The organism is Mameliella sp. LZ-28, assembly GCF_012274245.1.
GTDB lineage: Bacteria > Pseudomonadota > Alphaproteobacteria > Rhodobacterales > Rhodobacteraceae > Antarctobacter > Antarctobacter albus.
Genome location: NZ_JAANYX010000011.1, coordinates 448,517 through 463,042 on the forward strand (window position 1 = coordinate 448,517; position 14,526 = coordinate 463,042).

The following is a 14,526-nucleotide window of genomic DNA, read 5'->3' on the forward strand; positions in this document are numbered from 1 at the left end:
CCGCGCTTGCCACGGCAACAAGGGATGCGCGACGTCAGCTTACCCCGTCGCCGGGCCACATGCCCTTGAGAACGTCGCGCCCGGTCAGCCGCGCGTGTTGCTGCAGCGCGAAACGGTCGGTCATCCCGGCGATGTAATCCGCCACCAGTCGCGCCAGGGGTGTCTCTCCCTCGGCGCCGGCCACGTCGCCCTGCCAGCGCTGCGGCAGCAGCGTCGGGTCATCCATGTAGATGGGAAACAGCTCGTTGACCGCCAGCGTCACCCGGGCGCGCTGTTCCATGACCTTCGGTGCGCGGTACATGTTGGCGAACAGAAAGGCTCGGATCTGCTTGAGGTCGGTCCACATCGCGTCGGAAAAGGCGATCACCGGGCGGCCGAGATCCCGGATCTCTTGCGCGGATTGCGCGCCCGAGCCGATCAGTTTCGCCCGCGAGGTGTCGATCAGGTCCGAAACCATCGCGCCAAAGACCCGCCGCAGCGCCTCGTGCCGGCGGCGATAGGCGTCCGTGGTGGGATACTTGCGGTCGACCTCGGCATAGGCGTCACCCACGATGGGCAGTTCCGCGATCTCTTCTTCCGTGAACAACCCGGCCCGCAATCCGTCGTGCAGGTCATGATTGTTGTAGGCCACGTCGTCCGACAGCGCGGCCACCTGCGCCTCGGCGCTGGCATGGGTGTACAGTTCCAGGTCGTCCTCGGCGTTGTATTCGGCCAGAGCGTGCGGGATCTCTCCGACCAGCGTGCCATCCGGGCCAAGGGGGGCCACCGGGCCGTTGTGCTTGGCGATGCCTTCCAGCGTGTCCCAGGTCAGGTTCAACCCGTCGAACTCGGCATAATGACGTTCCAGCCGGGTGACGATGCGCAAGGTCTGGGCGTTGTGGTCGAACCCGCCATAGGGCGCCATCAGCGCGTGCAGCGCATCTTCGCCGGTGTGGCCAAAGGGCGTGTGGCCAAGGTCATGCGCCAGTGCCACCGCCTCTGTCAGGTCGGTGTTCAGGTCCAGCGCGTTGGCGATGGTGCGTGCCACCTGCGCCACCTCGATCGAATGGGTCAGCCGGGTACGATAGAAATCGCCCTCATGTTCGACGAAGACCTGCGTCTTGTGTTTCAGCCGACGGAAGGCGGAACAGTGGATGATCCGGTCGCGGTCGCGCTGGAAACAGGACCTGTGGGCGCTTTCCTCTTCCGGAAAGCGGCGCCCCCGCGCACTGTCATGTGTCGAGGCAAAGCTGGCGCGCATGTGATACAGTCCCAATTTGCTTGTCCCGAGGCTCTCTTATCCGGCTGGTCCTTCAAAAACAACGACTTGCGACATTCCGCCCGGATGGCGCCCGCGTTGCCGCCAATATCGGCGCCCCGTCGCGGGCAAACACCAGATGTTGCGTGGCGGTTTTTGTCCCCTGTCATGCGCCGCTGGCCGGGATTCGCAACCGGGGCCTTGAAAGTCAGCCGAAATGGCCGATTGAGCCTTTTCAGGCACTTGGCGATTTACACCTTCTCCAAAACGTCCGGGGTTCCTTACTTTGCCGGGTTCCGGCGAAAAGATAGACTGGGGCCAAGTATTTTAAGCGTTCAACCCTTGGAGAAAGCCATGTTCAGCCCCCTGCGCAGCGTCGCGTTCTGCTGCATCACCCTCGCCCTGCCGGCGCCCGCGCTGGCCGATCTTGTCCTCGACAAGGACAGTGACCCGAAGAAGCGGATCAACGAAACCCTTGTCCTGGACCCGACGGCCAAACCGGACAAGGACGACGGCACGATCACCATCCGGTCCAAGAACCCCACAGCGATCAACCCGGGCGCACCGCCCGCGAAGGCCCCCAACCCCTCGACGCGGCCGCCGCGGGCAACGCCGCCGGATGGCCAGAACGTGACCTTGCCGATCCGGAACCCCGGCGCCACTCCGCCGCCGGGACCCAGCCCGGTCGAGCCGCAACAGGCACGCAGCCCGCTGCCCAAGCCCGTGCCGCCCGCAGGCAGTCCGCCGCCACAAAATGCCGGTGCGCCAATCGACCCGACCCCCACCGTCGACGTCAAACCGCTTGAGGAAATGCCCTACATCTCCTTCGCGGCGCCCGCCTACAGCGACGGCTACGAGGTCTCGGTCATCAACAACATGCGCGGCACGGGCCGCATCCGCGTGACCACGGATTACGGCCCGGTCTACTGCTCGGGGTTCGTTTTCGGCCCCTCGGTGGTGGCGACCTCCTATGCCTGCGTGCCCGGCATCCTGGAAGACCCCCGGGTCGGCGCCACCAAGATCGAGGAAATCCGCATCGTCTTTGACCATGTCTTTCCCGACCAGCGGCTGTGGACCGCGCAAGGCTATGTCCTGACCCTGGACAGCGAATTGTCGAGCCGGGAAACCGGGCTGGCGATCCTGCACATCGCCGATCCCGACACCAATTTCGCCGCCGACCGCATCCAGCGCGTGGGCCAGGCCACCCCCGATCCACGCGCGCCGCTCTATATGCTCGGCTTTCCGCGTGGCGGATCCATGCAGATGCAGCATTGCAGCGCTCTGCCGACCGATCCCGCCTACCTGCCCGCCAAGGCATTTGAGCACAACTGCCTGAGCGACTACGGCGATTTGGGCGCCCCGATCTTCGATGCCGGGACCGGCGCAGTCGTCGGGTTGCACCTGAGCCACGAGCTGTCGACCGGCCGCCGCTTTGCACAGCACATGATCGACCTGGCGAACTGGATCGGCGATCAGCAATAGGCGCCCGCGCCCATCGGATGCTCCCTGCACCGCCCCTTCCGGAACCGGGAGGGGCGGCTTGCTTGAAGGGGGCCATGTGATGCATATATTGAGGTCGAACAGGTTGAGAGGACACCATGCAACTGCCGCCCAAAGTGACCGACCGTGCCTTTGCCCGCCTCGCCGAGATCGGCGCGGGTGCCGATGGCAAGGCCCTGCGCGTGGCCGTCGAGGGTGGCGGCTGTTCGGGGTTTCAGTATGACATCAAGCTGGACGACCCCGCCGCCGACGACATGATCATCGCCGAGGGCGAAGAGCGCGTGATCGTCGATCCCGTCTCCCTGCCCTTCCTGTCCGGTGCGGTCATCGACTTCACGGACGAGCTTATCGGCGCGCGGTTCACCATCGAGAACCCCAACGCGACCAGTTCCTGTGGCTGCGGTACGTCATTCTCGATGTAGTCCGGGCCGGTTTGCGAACATTAAAAAGGGCGCCTCTCCGGGCGCCCTTTCTGTTTCAGACAAACCGCAGGGTCATTCGGCCGGGATGACGCGGGGCCGCGAAAGGTGTTCCTCAAGCACCAGCCAGAAACCCGATCCGACCACCAGCATCACGCCCGCCCAGGTGCCCAACGTCGGCACCTCGCCAAAAACCAGAAACCCGATCACGACCATCCAGACGAATTGCAGGTTCATCAGCGGCGTGGCGACATAGGCCGGCAGCAGGCGCAGCGCCTCGGCAACAATGTAGCGGGCGGCAAACAGGGCGGCGGCATAGGCACCGACCCACCCCAGGTCCGTCAGGCTCATCGGTTTCCAGACGAAGGGCAGCGCCAGCGCCATGACGACCATCAGCGCCGCGTTGGGCCAGAAGACCTGTGCCAGCGGCGCGCGTTCCACCTTGGCAATGGCCCGGGCGGCCAACATCGAGCCACAGCCGGAAACTGCGGCCAACAAGGCCCAGGCATGTCCGGCCTGCGCACCGGACAGGCCGCCCGGCATCAGGAAGAGGATGCCGCCGACACCCAGTGCCAGCGCCGCCCAGGCCGCAGGACGCGGCGTCTCGCCCAGAACCGGGCCGGACAGGGCGGCGGCGATCAGCGGGATCAGCCCGATGAACAGGAACACATCCGCGAAAGGCAGCAGGCGAAAGGCCTGGAAGAAGGCCAGCGATGCGATCACCGTCAGCACGGCGCGGATCGTCATAGCCTTTTTCGACCGAACCCGCAGGCCGGGGCCCTTTGCGTCGGCCCGCGCCCCCGCCAGGGAGAACAACAGGACCAAAGCCGAGGACAGGACAAACAGCTGCGGCGCGGCATATCCCCCCGCGATGAACTTGGTGATCCCGTCCGCCGCGGCCATCATGCCGGTGTAGACAAGGATGAGCGCCGCCCCCAGCGTCGCCCCGGAAAGCGCCAGCCGGGTCATGCGCGGCCTGCCCGGGCAAAGCCCTCGAAATAGGCATCGAACAACTCGCTGGACTGAGAGGCGACGCTGAGCAGATCACGCGCCTCGGGCGACAGGGACGGCTCCATCCGTGGGCGCATCCTGTCCCAGTCACCCGACCGGTGGTCCAGCCCGTAGATCGCTTGGCTCAGCTCACGCAGCACGGTCTGGGCGCGGGCGCCACGTTCGAACCGCAGGCGTTCGTCGCGGACCGGCTTGCGGAACACTGGCGCGCCGGTGACGGCCTGGTGCCAGTTGCACACGAGGTATTCGTGATAGTCGTCATTGATCGAGGCATGCGCATCCGCGACGACACCATAGGCCCCCGTCTCTTGTTCCAGCCAGGCGGTCCAGACAGCGGGCGGCATCTGACCCGCATGACGCAGGGCAATGCAGATTTCCGCCAGCAGGTCGGCGTTCTGGTCCAAGAAGGCCGTCAGACCGGCGAAATGCAGGCTCTGGATGGCCTCTTCGGGCAGGTCGGGATCGCGCCGGCCATATTCGGAGAGGTAGTAAACGATGTGCGTCAGTTCGTAGGCGGCCTTCTTGTTGGGCAGCGCAAAGGTCTTTGTACGCGAACAGAAGGCGCGCAGCCGGTCGTTCAAGCCGGGATCGCGGATCGGATCGACGCCGCGCCGTGTCATCAGGCGCCGCGCCTCGGCGCGCTGCAGGTCCGAAAGCTCGGCCTCTGCCAGCCCTTCTCGGGCGGCGAAATCCACCATCTTCTGCGCTTCGTGCCCTGGCATCCCGAGATCCTCGAGATCCAGCGCCAGCGAAAGGATGAAACGATAATACTGCGGAAAGAATTCCAGCCGGTGCACGGCCTGGGCATAGAACCCGGCATGGCGCGCCAGTGCCTCTGGGGCGACGGCCTGGCCGGTGCATTCGAGGATGTTCAGCAGTTCCGCGTTTTCCTTCAGCCAGAACACGTCGTCGCCGTGGCGGCGATGATCGGCGAAGGCTCCCAGAAGCGCGGTGATCCGCGCTTCCAGGGGGGCTATCCGGGTCGGGACGGTCAGTTGGACGACATTATTCATCGCTTGGCTCTCCTCTGTCTTGGCAGAGCGTTCGCGCCCCGCCCGGGTATCAGTGACATCGATCAGGCGCGGGCCGGACCGGACCAGGAGGTGAAGGCCTCGACGTTGTCGCCTGCTTCACGGTCGCCGGCTGCGGGACCCGACCAGCTGGTAAAGGCCTGCACGTTGTCGCCGCTCTCGATGTCGCCCGCCGCCGGACCGGACCATGATGTGAACGCCTCGACGTTGTCGCCTGCGTCGCGGTCGCCGGCTGCGGGACCGGACCAGCTGGTGAAGGCCTGAACGTTGTCACCGCTTTCGATGTCGCCAGCCGCCGGACCGGACCATGAGGTGAAGGCTTCGACATTGTCGCCTGCGTCGCGGTCGCCGGCTGCGGGACCGGACCAGCTGGTGAAGGCCTGCACGTTGTCGCCCGACTCGATGTCGCCTGCCGCCGGGCCGGACCACGAGGTGAAGGCTTCGACGTTGTCGCCTGCGTCGCGGCTGCCACGCGCCGGGCCGGACCAGCTGGTGAAGGCCTGCACGTTGTCGCCGTTGTCCATGTCACCCGCGGCCGGACCCGACCAGGAGGTAAAAGCTTCGACTGCATCGCCGGATTCGCGCGTACCGGTCGCCGGACCGGACCAGGATGTGTAGGCTTCGACAGAGGCACCCGCGAACAGGTCGCCATCGGCCGGGCCCGACCACGAGGTGAACGCCTCGACAGCGTCGCCGGCAAAGGCGCTCGTTTCCGATTTGGAAACGGTTTCTTTAGGGGTGTGCAGCTTGATGAGGGCAGTCATGGGATCGCTCCTTTTTCAGGTTGAGCAGCTATGCCCTTGAAATCTGCACGCAAAAATAGTTTGCAAAAAAGTTAATTCTTGTTAAGGTTGTTTAAAGAAAAGTTTATCCACAGATGCGATTCGCGCAGGCGTTTCGGATCGCGAGACAATACGAGTTATCCCCAGGAACAAATTTCCTGTGGATAATTTCGGACTTTGCAGTGCAACGGCACTTTGCAAACCGGCAAACCTCCGAATCATCCCCGAATCAAGCGAGTTCCAGTGGGTGCTTTGTGCCAGGCGTTACGCTGATAGGTTGCAGAATGGTTACAAAGCACAACCAAACTGATACAAAACAAGACTTTTCCTGACGCGCTTGACCGTCAGCCCCGCGCCTGCGATCCATGAGCCCCGAACCGGCAGGAGAAACGCGCCATGAAGATCGCCACCTTCAACATCAACGGCATCAAGGCCCGCCTGCCCGCCGTTCTCGATTGGCTGGACGAGGCGCAGCCGGACGTCGTGCTCTGCCAGGAGATCAAGTCGGTCGACGAGAATTTCCCGCGCGAGCCCTTCGAGGACCGCGGCTACAACGTCGAGACACACGGTCAGAAAAGCTTCAACGGCGTGGCGATCCTGTCCAAGCGCCCGCTCGAGGATGTCCGGCGCGGCCTGCCCGGCGACGACGAGGACGAACAGGCACGCTGGATCGAGGCGACCGTCATGGGAGACGACCAGGCCGTGCGTGTCTGCGGGTTGTACCTGCCCAACGGCAACCCGGCACCCGGTCCGAAATACGACTACAAGCTGACCTGGATGGAACGCCTCGAAGCCCGCGCCCGCGAGCTGCTGGCCGAGGAGATGCCGGCGCTGATGGCCGGCGACTACAACGTGATCCCCCAGGCCGAGGATGCCGCGCGCCCCGAGACGTGGACCGAAGATGCGCTGTACCTGCCGCAGACCCGCGCGGCCTTTCGCCGAATCCTGAACCTCGGCTACACGGAGGCGTTTCGCGCACGGACCCAGGCGCCCGGGCACTACAGTTTCTGGGATTACCAGGCCGGCGCCTGGCAGCGGAACAACGGCATCCGCATCGACCACCTGCTGCTGACACCCGCCGCCGCGGATCTGATGACCGACTGCCAGATCGACTCTGCCATTCGCGGTCGCGAAAAGCCCTCTGACCATGTTCCGGTGTGGATCGACCTCGCCGCCTGACCACCGCCGCCCCTGCCCTGCTTGACGCGCGTGCCTTGCACGCCGCCCGCCACCGCACTAATTTTGTAACAGACACCAGACGCGTGGAGACGCCTTATATGCCGATGTATGCCCAGGAAATCGAGGATCTGTTGCGCCAGTCCTTTCCAGACGCCAAGATCACCGTCGATGGAGAAGACGGCGTGCACATGTCGGCGATGGTCATCGACGAAAGCTTTCGCGGCAAGAACCGGGTTCAGCAACAACGCGCCGTCTATGCGGCGCTCAAAGGCAAGATGGACGGTCCCAGCGGCGCGCTTCACGCCCTCGCTCTCACAACAAAGGCCCCAGACTGATCCGATATGCCCCTAGGCGTCATCGTCCCCCTGCTGCTCCTGCCCTTTCTTGCCATTTTCGTCTACGCGGCATGGCATGAATACCGACGTTTCAGGAAAGAAGGCAGGTCGACCTACGGTTTGACGTATGACCCGGAATCGAACACCACCTTCGTGGGAACGATCCCGGACAGCGGGGACAGCTACGACCCAGAGGACTACGACCCCGAGAATTCCGGATCGGACGCGGGACAGGACGGCACCCCGGCCGATGACACGGACACAAACCACAACGAACAGGACAACCGCAAATGACCGACGTAAAGACCCGTATCGACGACACCGTCAAATCCAATGACGTCGTGCTCTTCATGAAGGGCAACAAGACCATGCCGCAATGCGGTTTCTCCAGCCGCGTGGCCGGCGTGCTCAACTACATGGGCGTCGACTACCAGGACGTGAACGTGCTCGAGGATGACGGGTTGCGCCAGGGGATCAAGGATTTCTCCGACTGGCCGACCATCCCGCAGCTTTACGTCAAGGGTGAGTTCGTCGGAGGCTGCGACATCATCACCGAGATGACCCTCTCGGGCGAGCTGGACCAGCTGTTCGACGACAAGGGCGTGACCTACAACAAGGAAGCCGCAGACAAGATCCGCGAAGCCAACGCCTGAGCCATGCGCCTGGCACGAGACAACGAACGGGCGGGGATTTCCCTGCCCGTTTTTCTTTGATCCCTTGCATTTCAGAAAAGGAGTTTCACCGTGGAGATTTTCGTTGCTGCCGTCCTGATCCTGGCCTCATTCGCCGGAACCGGCCTGATCGCCTATGCCATTCGCCACGGCCAAAAGCGCCGCGAGGCGCTGAAGGCCATGTCCGCGGAACGGGGATGGACCTTTGACTATCAGCCGCAAAGCGGCGGGCGTGGCAGCCGAACGGTGATTTCCGATCCGTCCGAGGGCTGGGAGCTTGTGCTCTATTACCGGTCCAATTCCTCTACCGGCGGCACGAGCAGCCATTGGACGGAATTCACCCAGCCCCGGCTGGCCTTGCCGGACGGTATGGCGCTGCTTGGACCCGACATTCCCGAAAAGACCGCCGCGATGGCCGACATGATGCTGGACAAGATGGGCGGGGGCGGCTTTGGCCAGATGGTGCTGAACAAGGTGACCGGCGGACTCGCCGCCGAAGCGGCGGACCTGCGCTCGGTGCCCGGTGACGGGTCCGGCACACTTTTCGCGACCCCGGGGCGCGAAACGGCCCTGGACGCCGTCCGCGAGGCCCCGGAACTGCTCGAGGCCCGCAGCGGGCGGAACGAGGCGCAACAGCCCATCGTCGCGCTGAGCCGTCACGGCTTGCGGCTGAGGCTGCGCCATATCCTGCGCCGCCCCGAGGACATCGACGGTTTTGTCGATCTGGGCCGTGCTGTGACACGGCGGCTCGACGGGTGACGCACCCGGGACGAAAGGCCGTTACTCGGCCTTTGCCTCGTCGAAACTGTTGGCAAGCGCCTCGGCGCGGGCGGCGATCTCGGCTAGGGCGTCCGTCACGTCCTCCGGGATCACGGGAACCTCGACCTTTTCCGGCGAAGGTCCGGGCTTGCTCTTCAGGTCCGCCAGGTCGGCCTCGACCGACTTCAGCTTGTCCTGCGCCTCACGCAGGCGCTCTTCGAGGCCCGCGGTCTTGTCAGCCAGCATCAACCCCGCCATCAGCAGCATCCGCGCTTCGGGCATCCGCCCGATCTGCGTCACCAGGACCTGCGCCTCGGTGTCCAGAAGCTGTGCAGCGGACAGCAGGTATTGTTCCTCGCCCTGCTGGCAGGCCACTTCAAAGCTGCGGCCACCGATCTTGATCTCGACTTCCATCTGGCTCATCCCTGTGCCTCCCCGTCTGCGGCCTCGGCCAGGAGCGGGCCGAGAGCCTCGATCACGGCGCCCGTCTCTGCCGCATCCGCCGCCCGCATGGTGCGCATCGCATCAAGTTCGGCCTGCAGACCGCGGTTGATCAGCTCCGGATCGCCCACGCCTTGCGCATTCGCCTCGCGCAGCGCGGTATTGGTGGCAATCAACTCTTCATTGGAAGCACGCAGGTCCTGCAGTTGGTCATCCAGCGCGGCCAGGGCCCCGGGCGAAGGTGCGGCGGGGGCCTCGGCCTCCGGGGCCTCGGTGGCCTGCGCCTCGAGCTCTGCCAGCCGGGCACGCAAGACGCGCAGCCGCTCCTCAAGCTGGGCATTGGCCATCTTCTCGTCTTCCAGTGCCTCTTCCAGCTCCGTGACATCCGGGGCCCCGGCCACCTCGGCCTGCGGCGCGGCCTCGTCTTCGACGGCTTCTTCCGGCTCCGGCACCGGGCCGGACTCTGCCCTGGCCTCGGCCAGGGCGCGTTCCAGCTGGGCTGCGGCCTCTGCCTTGACGGCGGAAATCGCCGCGTCCCGATCGGCCTCTGCCTGTTCGCGGGCCGCCGCCACGGCGGCCTCGCGGGCTTCTTCGGCCTGCGCCAGGGCGTTGGCGACAGCCATGTCACGCTCTGCCTCGGCGGCGTCACGCGCTGTCGCAAGCGCGGTATCACGGTCCACCTCGGCCTGCTCACGCGTGGCGGCCAGCGCTTCCTGCGCCTCTGCCAATGCCTGTTCCGCCGCTTCCGCGCGGCTGCGCAATGCTTCGTAATCCGCGGGTTCGGCGGCGCTGCGGTCCAGCCCGTCGATCCCCTGTCCGATACGATCCAGCGCGCGCGTGATGCGCGCCTGCAAGTCCTCGATCTGGCTCATCTGCCCTGCTTCGTCCTCTTGCCCGGCCTGGCGGCCTCAATCCCGCGCGGCCCATCGCGATACGGAACGAATCGTCCCGCATCCGGTCAATGAAAGTTTAACAAGCGGAAAAGGAAAATGCGCCCCCTTATCTTCCAAGGCCTTAGACGGCGCCCTTCATGCACTGCCCCGCGCTTGGCTTGCACTTCGGCGCGGGACTGCTATTCACGCCGCAAACCCCCAGCCAGAGGATCGAAACCCGGTGGATATCCAAGAGCTTCGCACCCGCAACCCTGATCATTGGATGCGCGCCACGGCGATCCGTGCGCTTGCGCTCGACGCCGTCGCCGCGGCCAATTCCGGCCATTCGGGCATGCCCATCGGCATGGCGGACGTGGCCACCGTGCTCTACTCCAAGCACCTGAAATTCGACGCGTCCCGCCCGGATTGGGCCGACCGCGACCGGTTCATCCTTTCGGCGGGCCACGGCTCGATGCTGCTCTACGCGCTGCTCTACCTTTGTGGCGACCCGGAAATCACCCTCGACGAGGTCAAGAATTTCCGCCAGCTGGGCGCCAAGACCGCCGGCCACCCGGAGAACTTCCTGGCCAAGGCGATCGAGACCACGACCGGCCCGCTGGGCCAGGGCATCGCCAACTCGGTCGGTTTCGCCATCGCCGAAGAGTCCCTGCGCGCCCGCTTCGGCAAGAAGCTGATCGATCACAACACCTATGTCATCGCCGGTGACGGCTGCCTGATGGAAGGTGTCAGCCAGGAGGCCCTGGGCCTTGCCGGTCGCTATGAGCTGGGTCACCTGATCGTCTTCTGGGACAACAACGACATCACCATCGACGGCAAGGTTTCCCTCTCCGACCGCACCGATCAGGTGGCGCGTTTCAAGGCGTCGGGCTGGCACGTGCAGGAAATCGACGGCCACGACCCCGAGGCCATCGACGCCGCCATCGTCGAGGCCAAGAAGACCTCGCAGCCCTCGATGATCGCCTGCAAAACCCATATCGCCCTGGGCCACGCGGCGCAGGACACGTCCAAGGGTCACGGCGCGCTGACCAACGCCGATCAGAACGACGCGGCCAAGGCCGCCTGGGGCTGGACCTCCGGTGCCTTCGACATTCCCGCCGAGATCAAGACCTGGTGGGAAGAGGTCGGCGCGCGCGGTGCCGCCGAGCGCGAGGCCTGGGAAACCCGGTTCGCCGAGACCAGCGCGGCACGGCAAAAGGAATTCACCCGGGTCATGGACGGCGAGGCGCCGAAAAAGCTCTCTGCCGTGGTCAAGGCGCTGAAAAAGCAGGTCTCGGAAACCGCGCCCAAGGTCGCGACCCGCAAGGCCAGCGAGATGGCGCTTGAGGTCATCAACCCGATCATGCCTGAAACCATCGGCGGTTCCGCCGACCTGACCGGATCGAACAACACGCTGACCGGCGATCTGGGCGTCTTCGACACCGACAACCGCAAGGGCCGTTACATCTACTTCGGCATCCGTGAACACGGCATGGCCTCGGCGATGAACGGCATGGGCCTGCATGGCGGCGTGCGCCCCTACGGCGGCACCTTCATGGCCTTCACCGACTATGCCCGCCCGGCCATGCGCCTGGCCGCGCTGATGAAGACGCCCACCGTCTTTGTCATGACCCATGACTCCATCGGCCTGGGCGAAGACGGCCCGACCCACCAGCCGGTCGAACATGTCGCGATCAGCCGCGCCACGCCGAACACGCTGGTGTTCCGTCCCGCCGACGCGGTGGAAACCGCCGAGGCCTGGGAAATCGCGCTGCGCCAGACGGCCACGCCGTCGGTCCTGTCGCTGACCCGCCAGGGCCTGCCGACAGTGCGGCTGGAACACAAGAACGCCAACCTGGTCGAGAAAGGCGCCTATGTGCTGGCCGAGGCCGAGGGCAAGCGCCAGGCGATCCTGATGGCGACCGGGTCGGAAGTGGCCATTGCGCTGGCCGCGCGCGACCTGCTGCAGGCCGAAGGCATCGGCACGCGCGTCGTGTCCATGCCCTGCTGGGAACTGTTCGAGGCGCAGGACGAAAGCTATCGCCGCCGGGTGCTGCCGCCCGCGGGTCCGGTGCGCGTCGCGGTCGAGGCCGGTGTGCGCATGGGCTGGGACCGTTGGCTGTGCGGCGAGCGCGGCAGCGCCAAGAAAAGCGGTTTCGTCGGCATGGAGAGCTTTGGCGCCTCGGCCCCGGCAGAGGTGCTCTACGACCACTTTGGCATCACCGCCGAGGCCGTGGCCGAGAAGGTCAAATCGCTGCTCTGAGCGCGTCATCGACAACAAGAGAAAGGGCCGGAAACGCAGGTTTCCGGCCCTTTTTATGGCAAAGCCTCGGGAGTCAGTTCAACGTCTTGCCGTCATGTAGGCGGTCCAGAACCGCGCGCGCGGCCCGCAGGCCGGGCCGTTCCCCACCCCGGCCAAGGCGCTCCATTGTCAGATCCATCGCCTCGATCTGCGCCCCGGGGGCCTCCAGGACCTTCCCGACCGCCTCGGCAATCGGGCCAGGCTGGCATTTCGCACCGATGAATTCCGGCACGGTCCGGCTTTCCGCCACCAGGTTGACCAGCGTCACGCTGTCGACGCGCAGCATCCGCCCGATGATCTGGCGGCTGAGCCAACTCATGTCGTAGGCGATGACCATCGGTGTGCCCGCCGCCGCCAGTTCCAGCGAGACCGTCCCCGAAGCCGCCAGCGCCACGTCGGCGGCCTTGAAGGCCGCGCGCTTCTGCATGCCTCCCGGATCGTCCGCGGGGGCGATCACCAGCGGATCGCCGGGCCAGTCGGAAACCGCCTCGCGCACGGCCCCGGCCACCGGACCCGCCGCCGGGATCACCAGCCGCAGACCCGGACGCGCCGCCAACAGCGCGCGCGCCGCCTGGGCAAAGACCGGCATGAGCCGCCCCACCTCGGACCGGCGCGAACCGGGTAGAACCAGCGCCATTTCGCCCTTGATACCGTGCCTTTCTCGAAAGGCCGCGGCCTCCGCCTCGCTGGCCTGCGGTTCCATCACCACCGGATGGCCAACGAAATCGCAGGCGATCCCGGCGGCCTCCATGTAGGGCGGCTCAAACGGCAAGAGCGCCAGCACCTGGTCCACATGCGCTGCCATCTTCTGCGCGCGCTTGGGCCGCCAGGCCCAGACTGTCGGCGCCACGTAATGCACGACCCGCACATCGGACACAGCCTTGACCAGCCGCGCCACGCGCAGGGAAAACTCCGGCAGGTCCACCGTGATCAGAACGTCAGGCTGTTCCGCCACGACCGCATCGGCGGTCTGGCGGATACGCCCCTTGAGCGCGCGGTATTCGCGCAGGATCTCGGTGATGCCCATGATGCTGATCTCATCCATCGGGAACAGGCTGTCGAGGCCCTGCGCCTGCATCAACGGCCCCCCGATCCCGCGAAAGCTCACATCCGGCACCAGTTCCTTGAGCCCCGCCATGAGCGCGGCGCCCAACCGGTCGCCGGACGGCTCTCCTGCCGTGATGAACACCCGCATCATGTTTCCCTTTCACGCACCCAGAGGAACAGGCCAGCGGCCTCCAACCGTTCCAGCACCTGCGGCAGGTCCAGCACCATGACACCATCGGCTTCGATCACGATCCCGGACAGCCCTGCCGCCACGGCGCCATCGGCCGTCTGCAGGCCGATCACGGGCAAATCGGCGCGCCGCTCCTGCCCCGGTTTCTGCGCCTTGTAGAGAACGCCCCCCCGCGCCTCGGGGCCAAGCCCCTGCAACATGGCATCGGTGCCGCTATCATCCTCACGGGCGATGACGGCGCCCTCCTTGACGACGCAAGCCTGCCCAAGGTCGCGCCGCGCCTGATCCACCGAGATCCGGTCCCCCAGTCGCGCCGCCACATCGGCCGCGTCACCCGGTTGAACGGTTGTGGGAACACCGGACGGCGGCAACAGGGACGGCGCCAGTTCATGCGCGGCCAGCACCCTGAATCCGGCACTTTCAAGGATGTCGATGGCAATGCGCAGCGCCCCGTCATCACCCCGCCGCAAGGCCCGCAGGACCCTCGGCAACAGAGGCAGGGTCCGCAACCCGATCCGTGACACAGCCACATCGGGCCGGTCCACGGAACCGCACATGCAGACCCGCGACACGCCGCGCCGCTTGAGCCAGGCCAGAAAATCCCCCAACCGTTCGATGGCAAAGAGATGTTCCGCCGCTACCTGGTCCGGCGGACAATGCGCCAGGCCGCAGATCACGACCTGTTCGCCGGCGGCGCCGGCCACGGCGGCGGGCAAGGCCCCGCGCCCGGCAATCAGCGCCAGCATGGCCCGC

At 65.6% G+C, this 14,526-nt stretch carries 16 protein-coding genes; 8 read left to right on the plus strand and 8 right to left on the minus strand.

Translation table 11 applies throughout. From position 1 onward, the window contains the following. Positions 1–34 precede the first annotated feature (34 nt). Positions 35–1,240 (minus strand): deoxyguanosinetriphosphate triphosphohydrolase, encoded by a 1,206-nt coding sequence (locus tag G9Q80_RS08820; RefSeq protein WP_088714879.1) that lies wholly within the window; start codon positions 1,238–1,240, stop codon positions 35–37. A 351-nt stretch (positions 1,241–1,591) separates the two neighbouring features. Here G9Q80_RS08820 and G9Q80_RS08825 point away from each other — a divergent pair, with 351 nt between their 5' ends. After that, positions 1,592–2,719, plus strand: a complete 1,128-nt coding sequence (locus G9Q80_RS08825; RefSeq protein WP_133066390.1) for a trypsin-like serine peptidase — start codon at positions 1,592–1,594, stop codon at positions 2,717–2,719. 116 nt (positions 2,720–2,835) lie between these two features. Next, positions 2,836–3,159 carry a HesB/IscA family protein gene (locus G9Q80_RS08830; protein WP_043139264.1) on the plus strand — a complete coding sequence of 108 codons (324 nt, stop codon included), beginning with the start codon at positions 2,836–2,838 and terminating at the stop codon, positions 3,157–3,159. 72 nt (positions 3,160–3,231) lie between these two features. Here G9Q80_RS08830 and G9Q80_RS08835 read toward each other — a convergent pair whose 3' ends face one another. The 3 genes from G9Q80_RS08835 to G9Q80_RS08845 form a co-directional block, all read right to left on the minus strand. Next, on the minus strand, positions 3,232–4,125 hold the full coding sequence (locus G9Q80_RS08835; protein ID WP_069211378.1) for a DMT family transporter: 894 nt from the start codon (positions 4,123–4,125) through the stop codon (positions 3,232–3,234). Continuing rightward, entirely contained in the window at positions 4,122–5,180 is a 1,059-nt protein-coding gene (locus tag G9Q80_RS08840) for a DUF6902 family protein (protein WP_069211379.1), read from the minus strand. The genes G9Q80_RS08835 and G9Q80_RS08840 overlap by 4 nt, the downstream gene beginning before the upstream one ends. 62 nt (positions 5,181–5,242) lie before the next feature. After that, positions 5,243–5,962 (minus strand): DUF6749 family protein, encoded by a 720-nt coding sequence (locus G9Q80_RS08845; protein WP_088714881.1) that lies wholly within the window; start codon positions 5,960–5,962, stop codon positions 5,243–5,245. 414 nt (positions 5,963–6,376) lie between these two features. On the opposite strand from G9Q80_RS08845, the gene xth reads away from it, so the two are divergent. The 5 genes from xth to G9Q80_RS08870 all read left to right on the plus strand — a co-directional run bounded on the left by xth (position 6,377) and on the right by G9Q80_RS08870 (position 8,924). Beyond that, the gene (xth, locus tag G9Q80_RS08850) at positions 6,377–7,159 is read left to right on the plus strand and encodes an exodeoxyribonuclease III (protein WP_088714882.1); all 783 of its coding nucleotides are present in this window, start codon (positions 6,377–6,379) and stop codon (positions 7,157–7,159) included. Between the two features lie 98 nt (positions 7,160–7,257). After that, positions 7,258–7,494, plus strand: coding sequence for a BolA/IbaG family iron-sulfur metabolism protein (locus tag G9Q80_RS08855; RefSeq protein WP_043139274.1), 237 nt, complete (start codon positions 7,258–7,260; stop codon positions 7,492–7,494). A gap of 6 nt (positions 7,495–7,500) precedes the next feature. Then, positions 7,501–7,788 (plus strand): hypothetical protein, encoded by a 288-nt coding sequence (locus G9Q80_RS08860; protein WP_043139277.1) that lies wholly within the window; start codon positions 7,501–7,503, stop codon positions 7,786–7,788. Further along, positions 7,785–8,147: a Grx4 family monothiol glutaredoxin gene (grxD, locus tag G9Q80_RS08865; protein ID WP_043139279.1), complete on the plus strand. Its 363-nt coding sequence runs from the start codon at positions 7,785–7,787 to the stop codon at positions 8,145–8,147. The genes G9Q80_RS08860 and grxD overlap by 4 nt, the downstream gene beginning before the upstream one ends. A gap of 90 nt (positions 8,148–8,237) precedes the next feature. Continuing rightward, entirely contained in the window at positions 8,238–8,924 is a 687-nt protein-coding gene (locus tag G9Q80_RS08870; RefSeq protein ID WP_088714883.1) for a hypothetical protein, read from the plus strand. Between the two features lie 21 nt (positions 8,925–8,945). Here G9Q80_RS08870 and G9Q80_RS08875 read toward each other — a convergent pair whose 3' ends face one another. Continuing rightward, positions 8,946–9,347, minus strand: coding sequence for a cell division protein ZapA (locus G9Q80_RS08875; protein WP_082024573.1), 402 nt, complete (start codon positions 9,345–9,347; stop codon positions 8,946–8,948). Next, the gene (locus tag G9Q80_RS08880) at positions 9,344–10,237 is read right to left on the minus strand and encodes a coiled-coil domain-containing protein (RefSeq protein ID WP_088714884.1); all 894 of its coding nucleotides are present in this window, start codon (positions 10,235–10,237) and stop codon (positions 9,344–9,346) included. The genes G9Q80_RS08875 and G9Q80_RS08880 overlap by 4 nt, the downstream gene beginning before the upstream one ends. Before the next feature lie 241 nt (positions 10,238–10,478). Here G9Q80_RS08880 and tkt point away from each other — a divergent pair, with 241 nt between their 5' ends. Further along, positions 10,479–12,497: a transketolase gene (gene tkt, locus G9Q80_RS08885; protein WP_088714885.1), complete on the plus strand. Its 2,019-nt coding sequence runs from the start codon at positions 10,479–10,481 to the stop codon at positions 12,495–12,497. 73 nt (positions 12,498–12,570) lie between these two features. Here tkt and lpxB read toward each other — a convergent pair whose 3' ends face one another. Together lpxB and G9Q80_RS08895 are read right to left on the minus strand one after the other, a co-directional pair. Next, positions 12,571–13,731, minus strand: a complete 1,161-nt coding sequence (gene lpxB, locus G9Q80_RS08890; RefSeq protein WP_088714886.1) for a lipid-A-disaccharide synthase — start codon at positions 13,729–13,731, stop codon at positions 12,571–12,573. Beyond that, a complete protein-coding gene (locus tag G9Q80_RS08895) occupies positions 13,731–14,519 on the minus strand; it encodes an LpxI family protein (RefSeq protein WP_043139291.1) in 789 nt (262 codons plus the stop codon). The genes lpxB and G9Q80_RS08895 overlap by 1 nt, the downstream gene beginning before the upstream one ends. Positions 14,520–14,526: the final 7 nt, after the last annotated feature.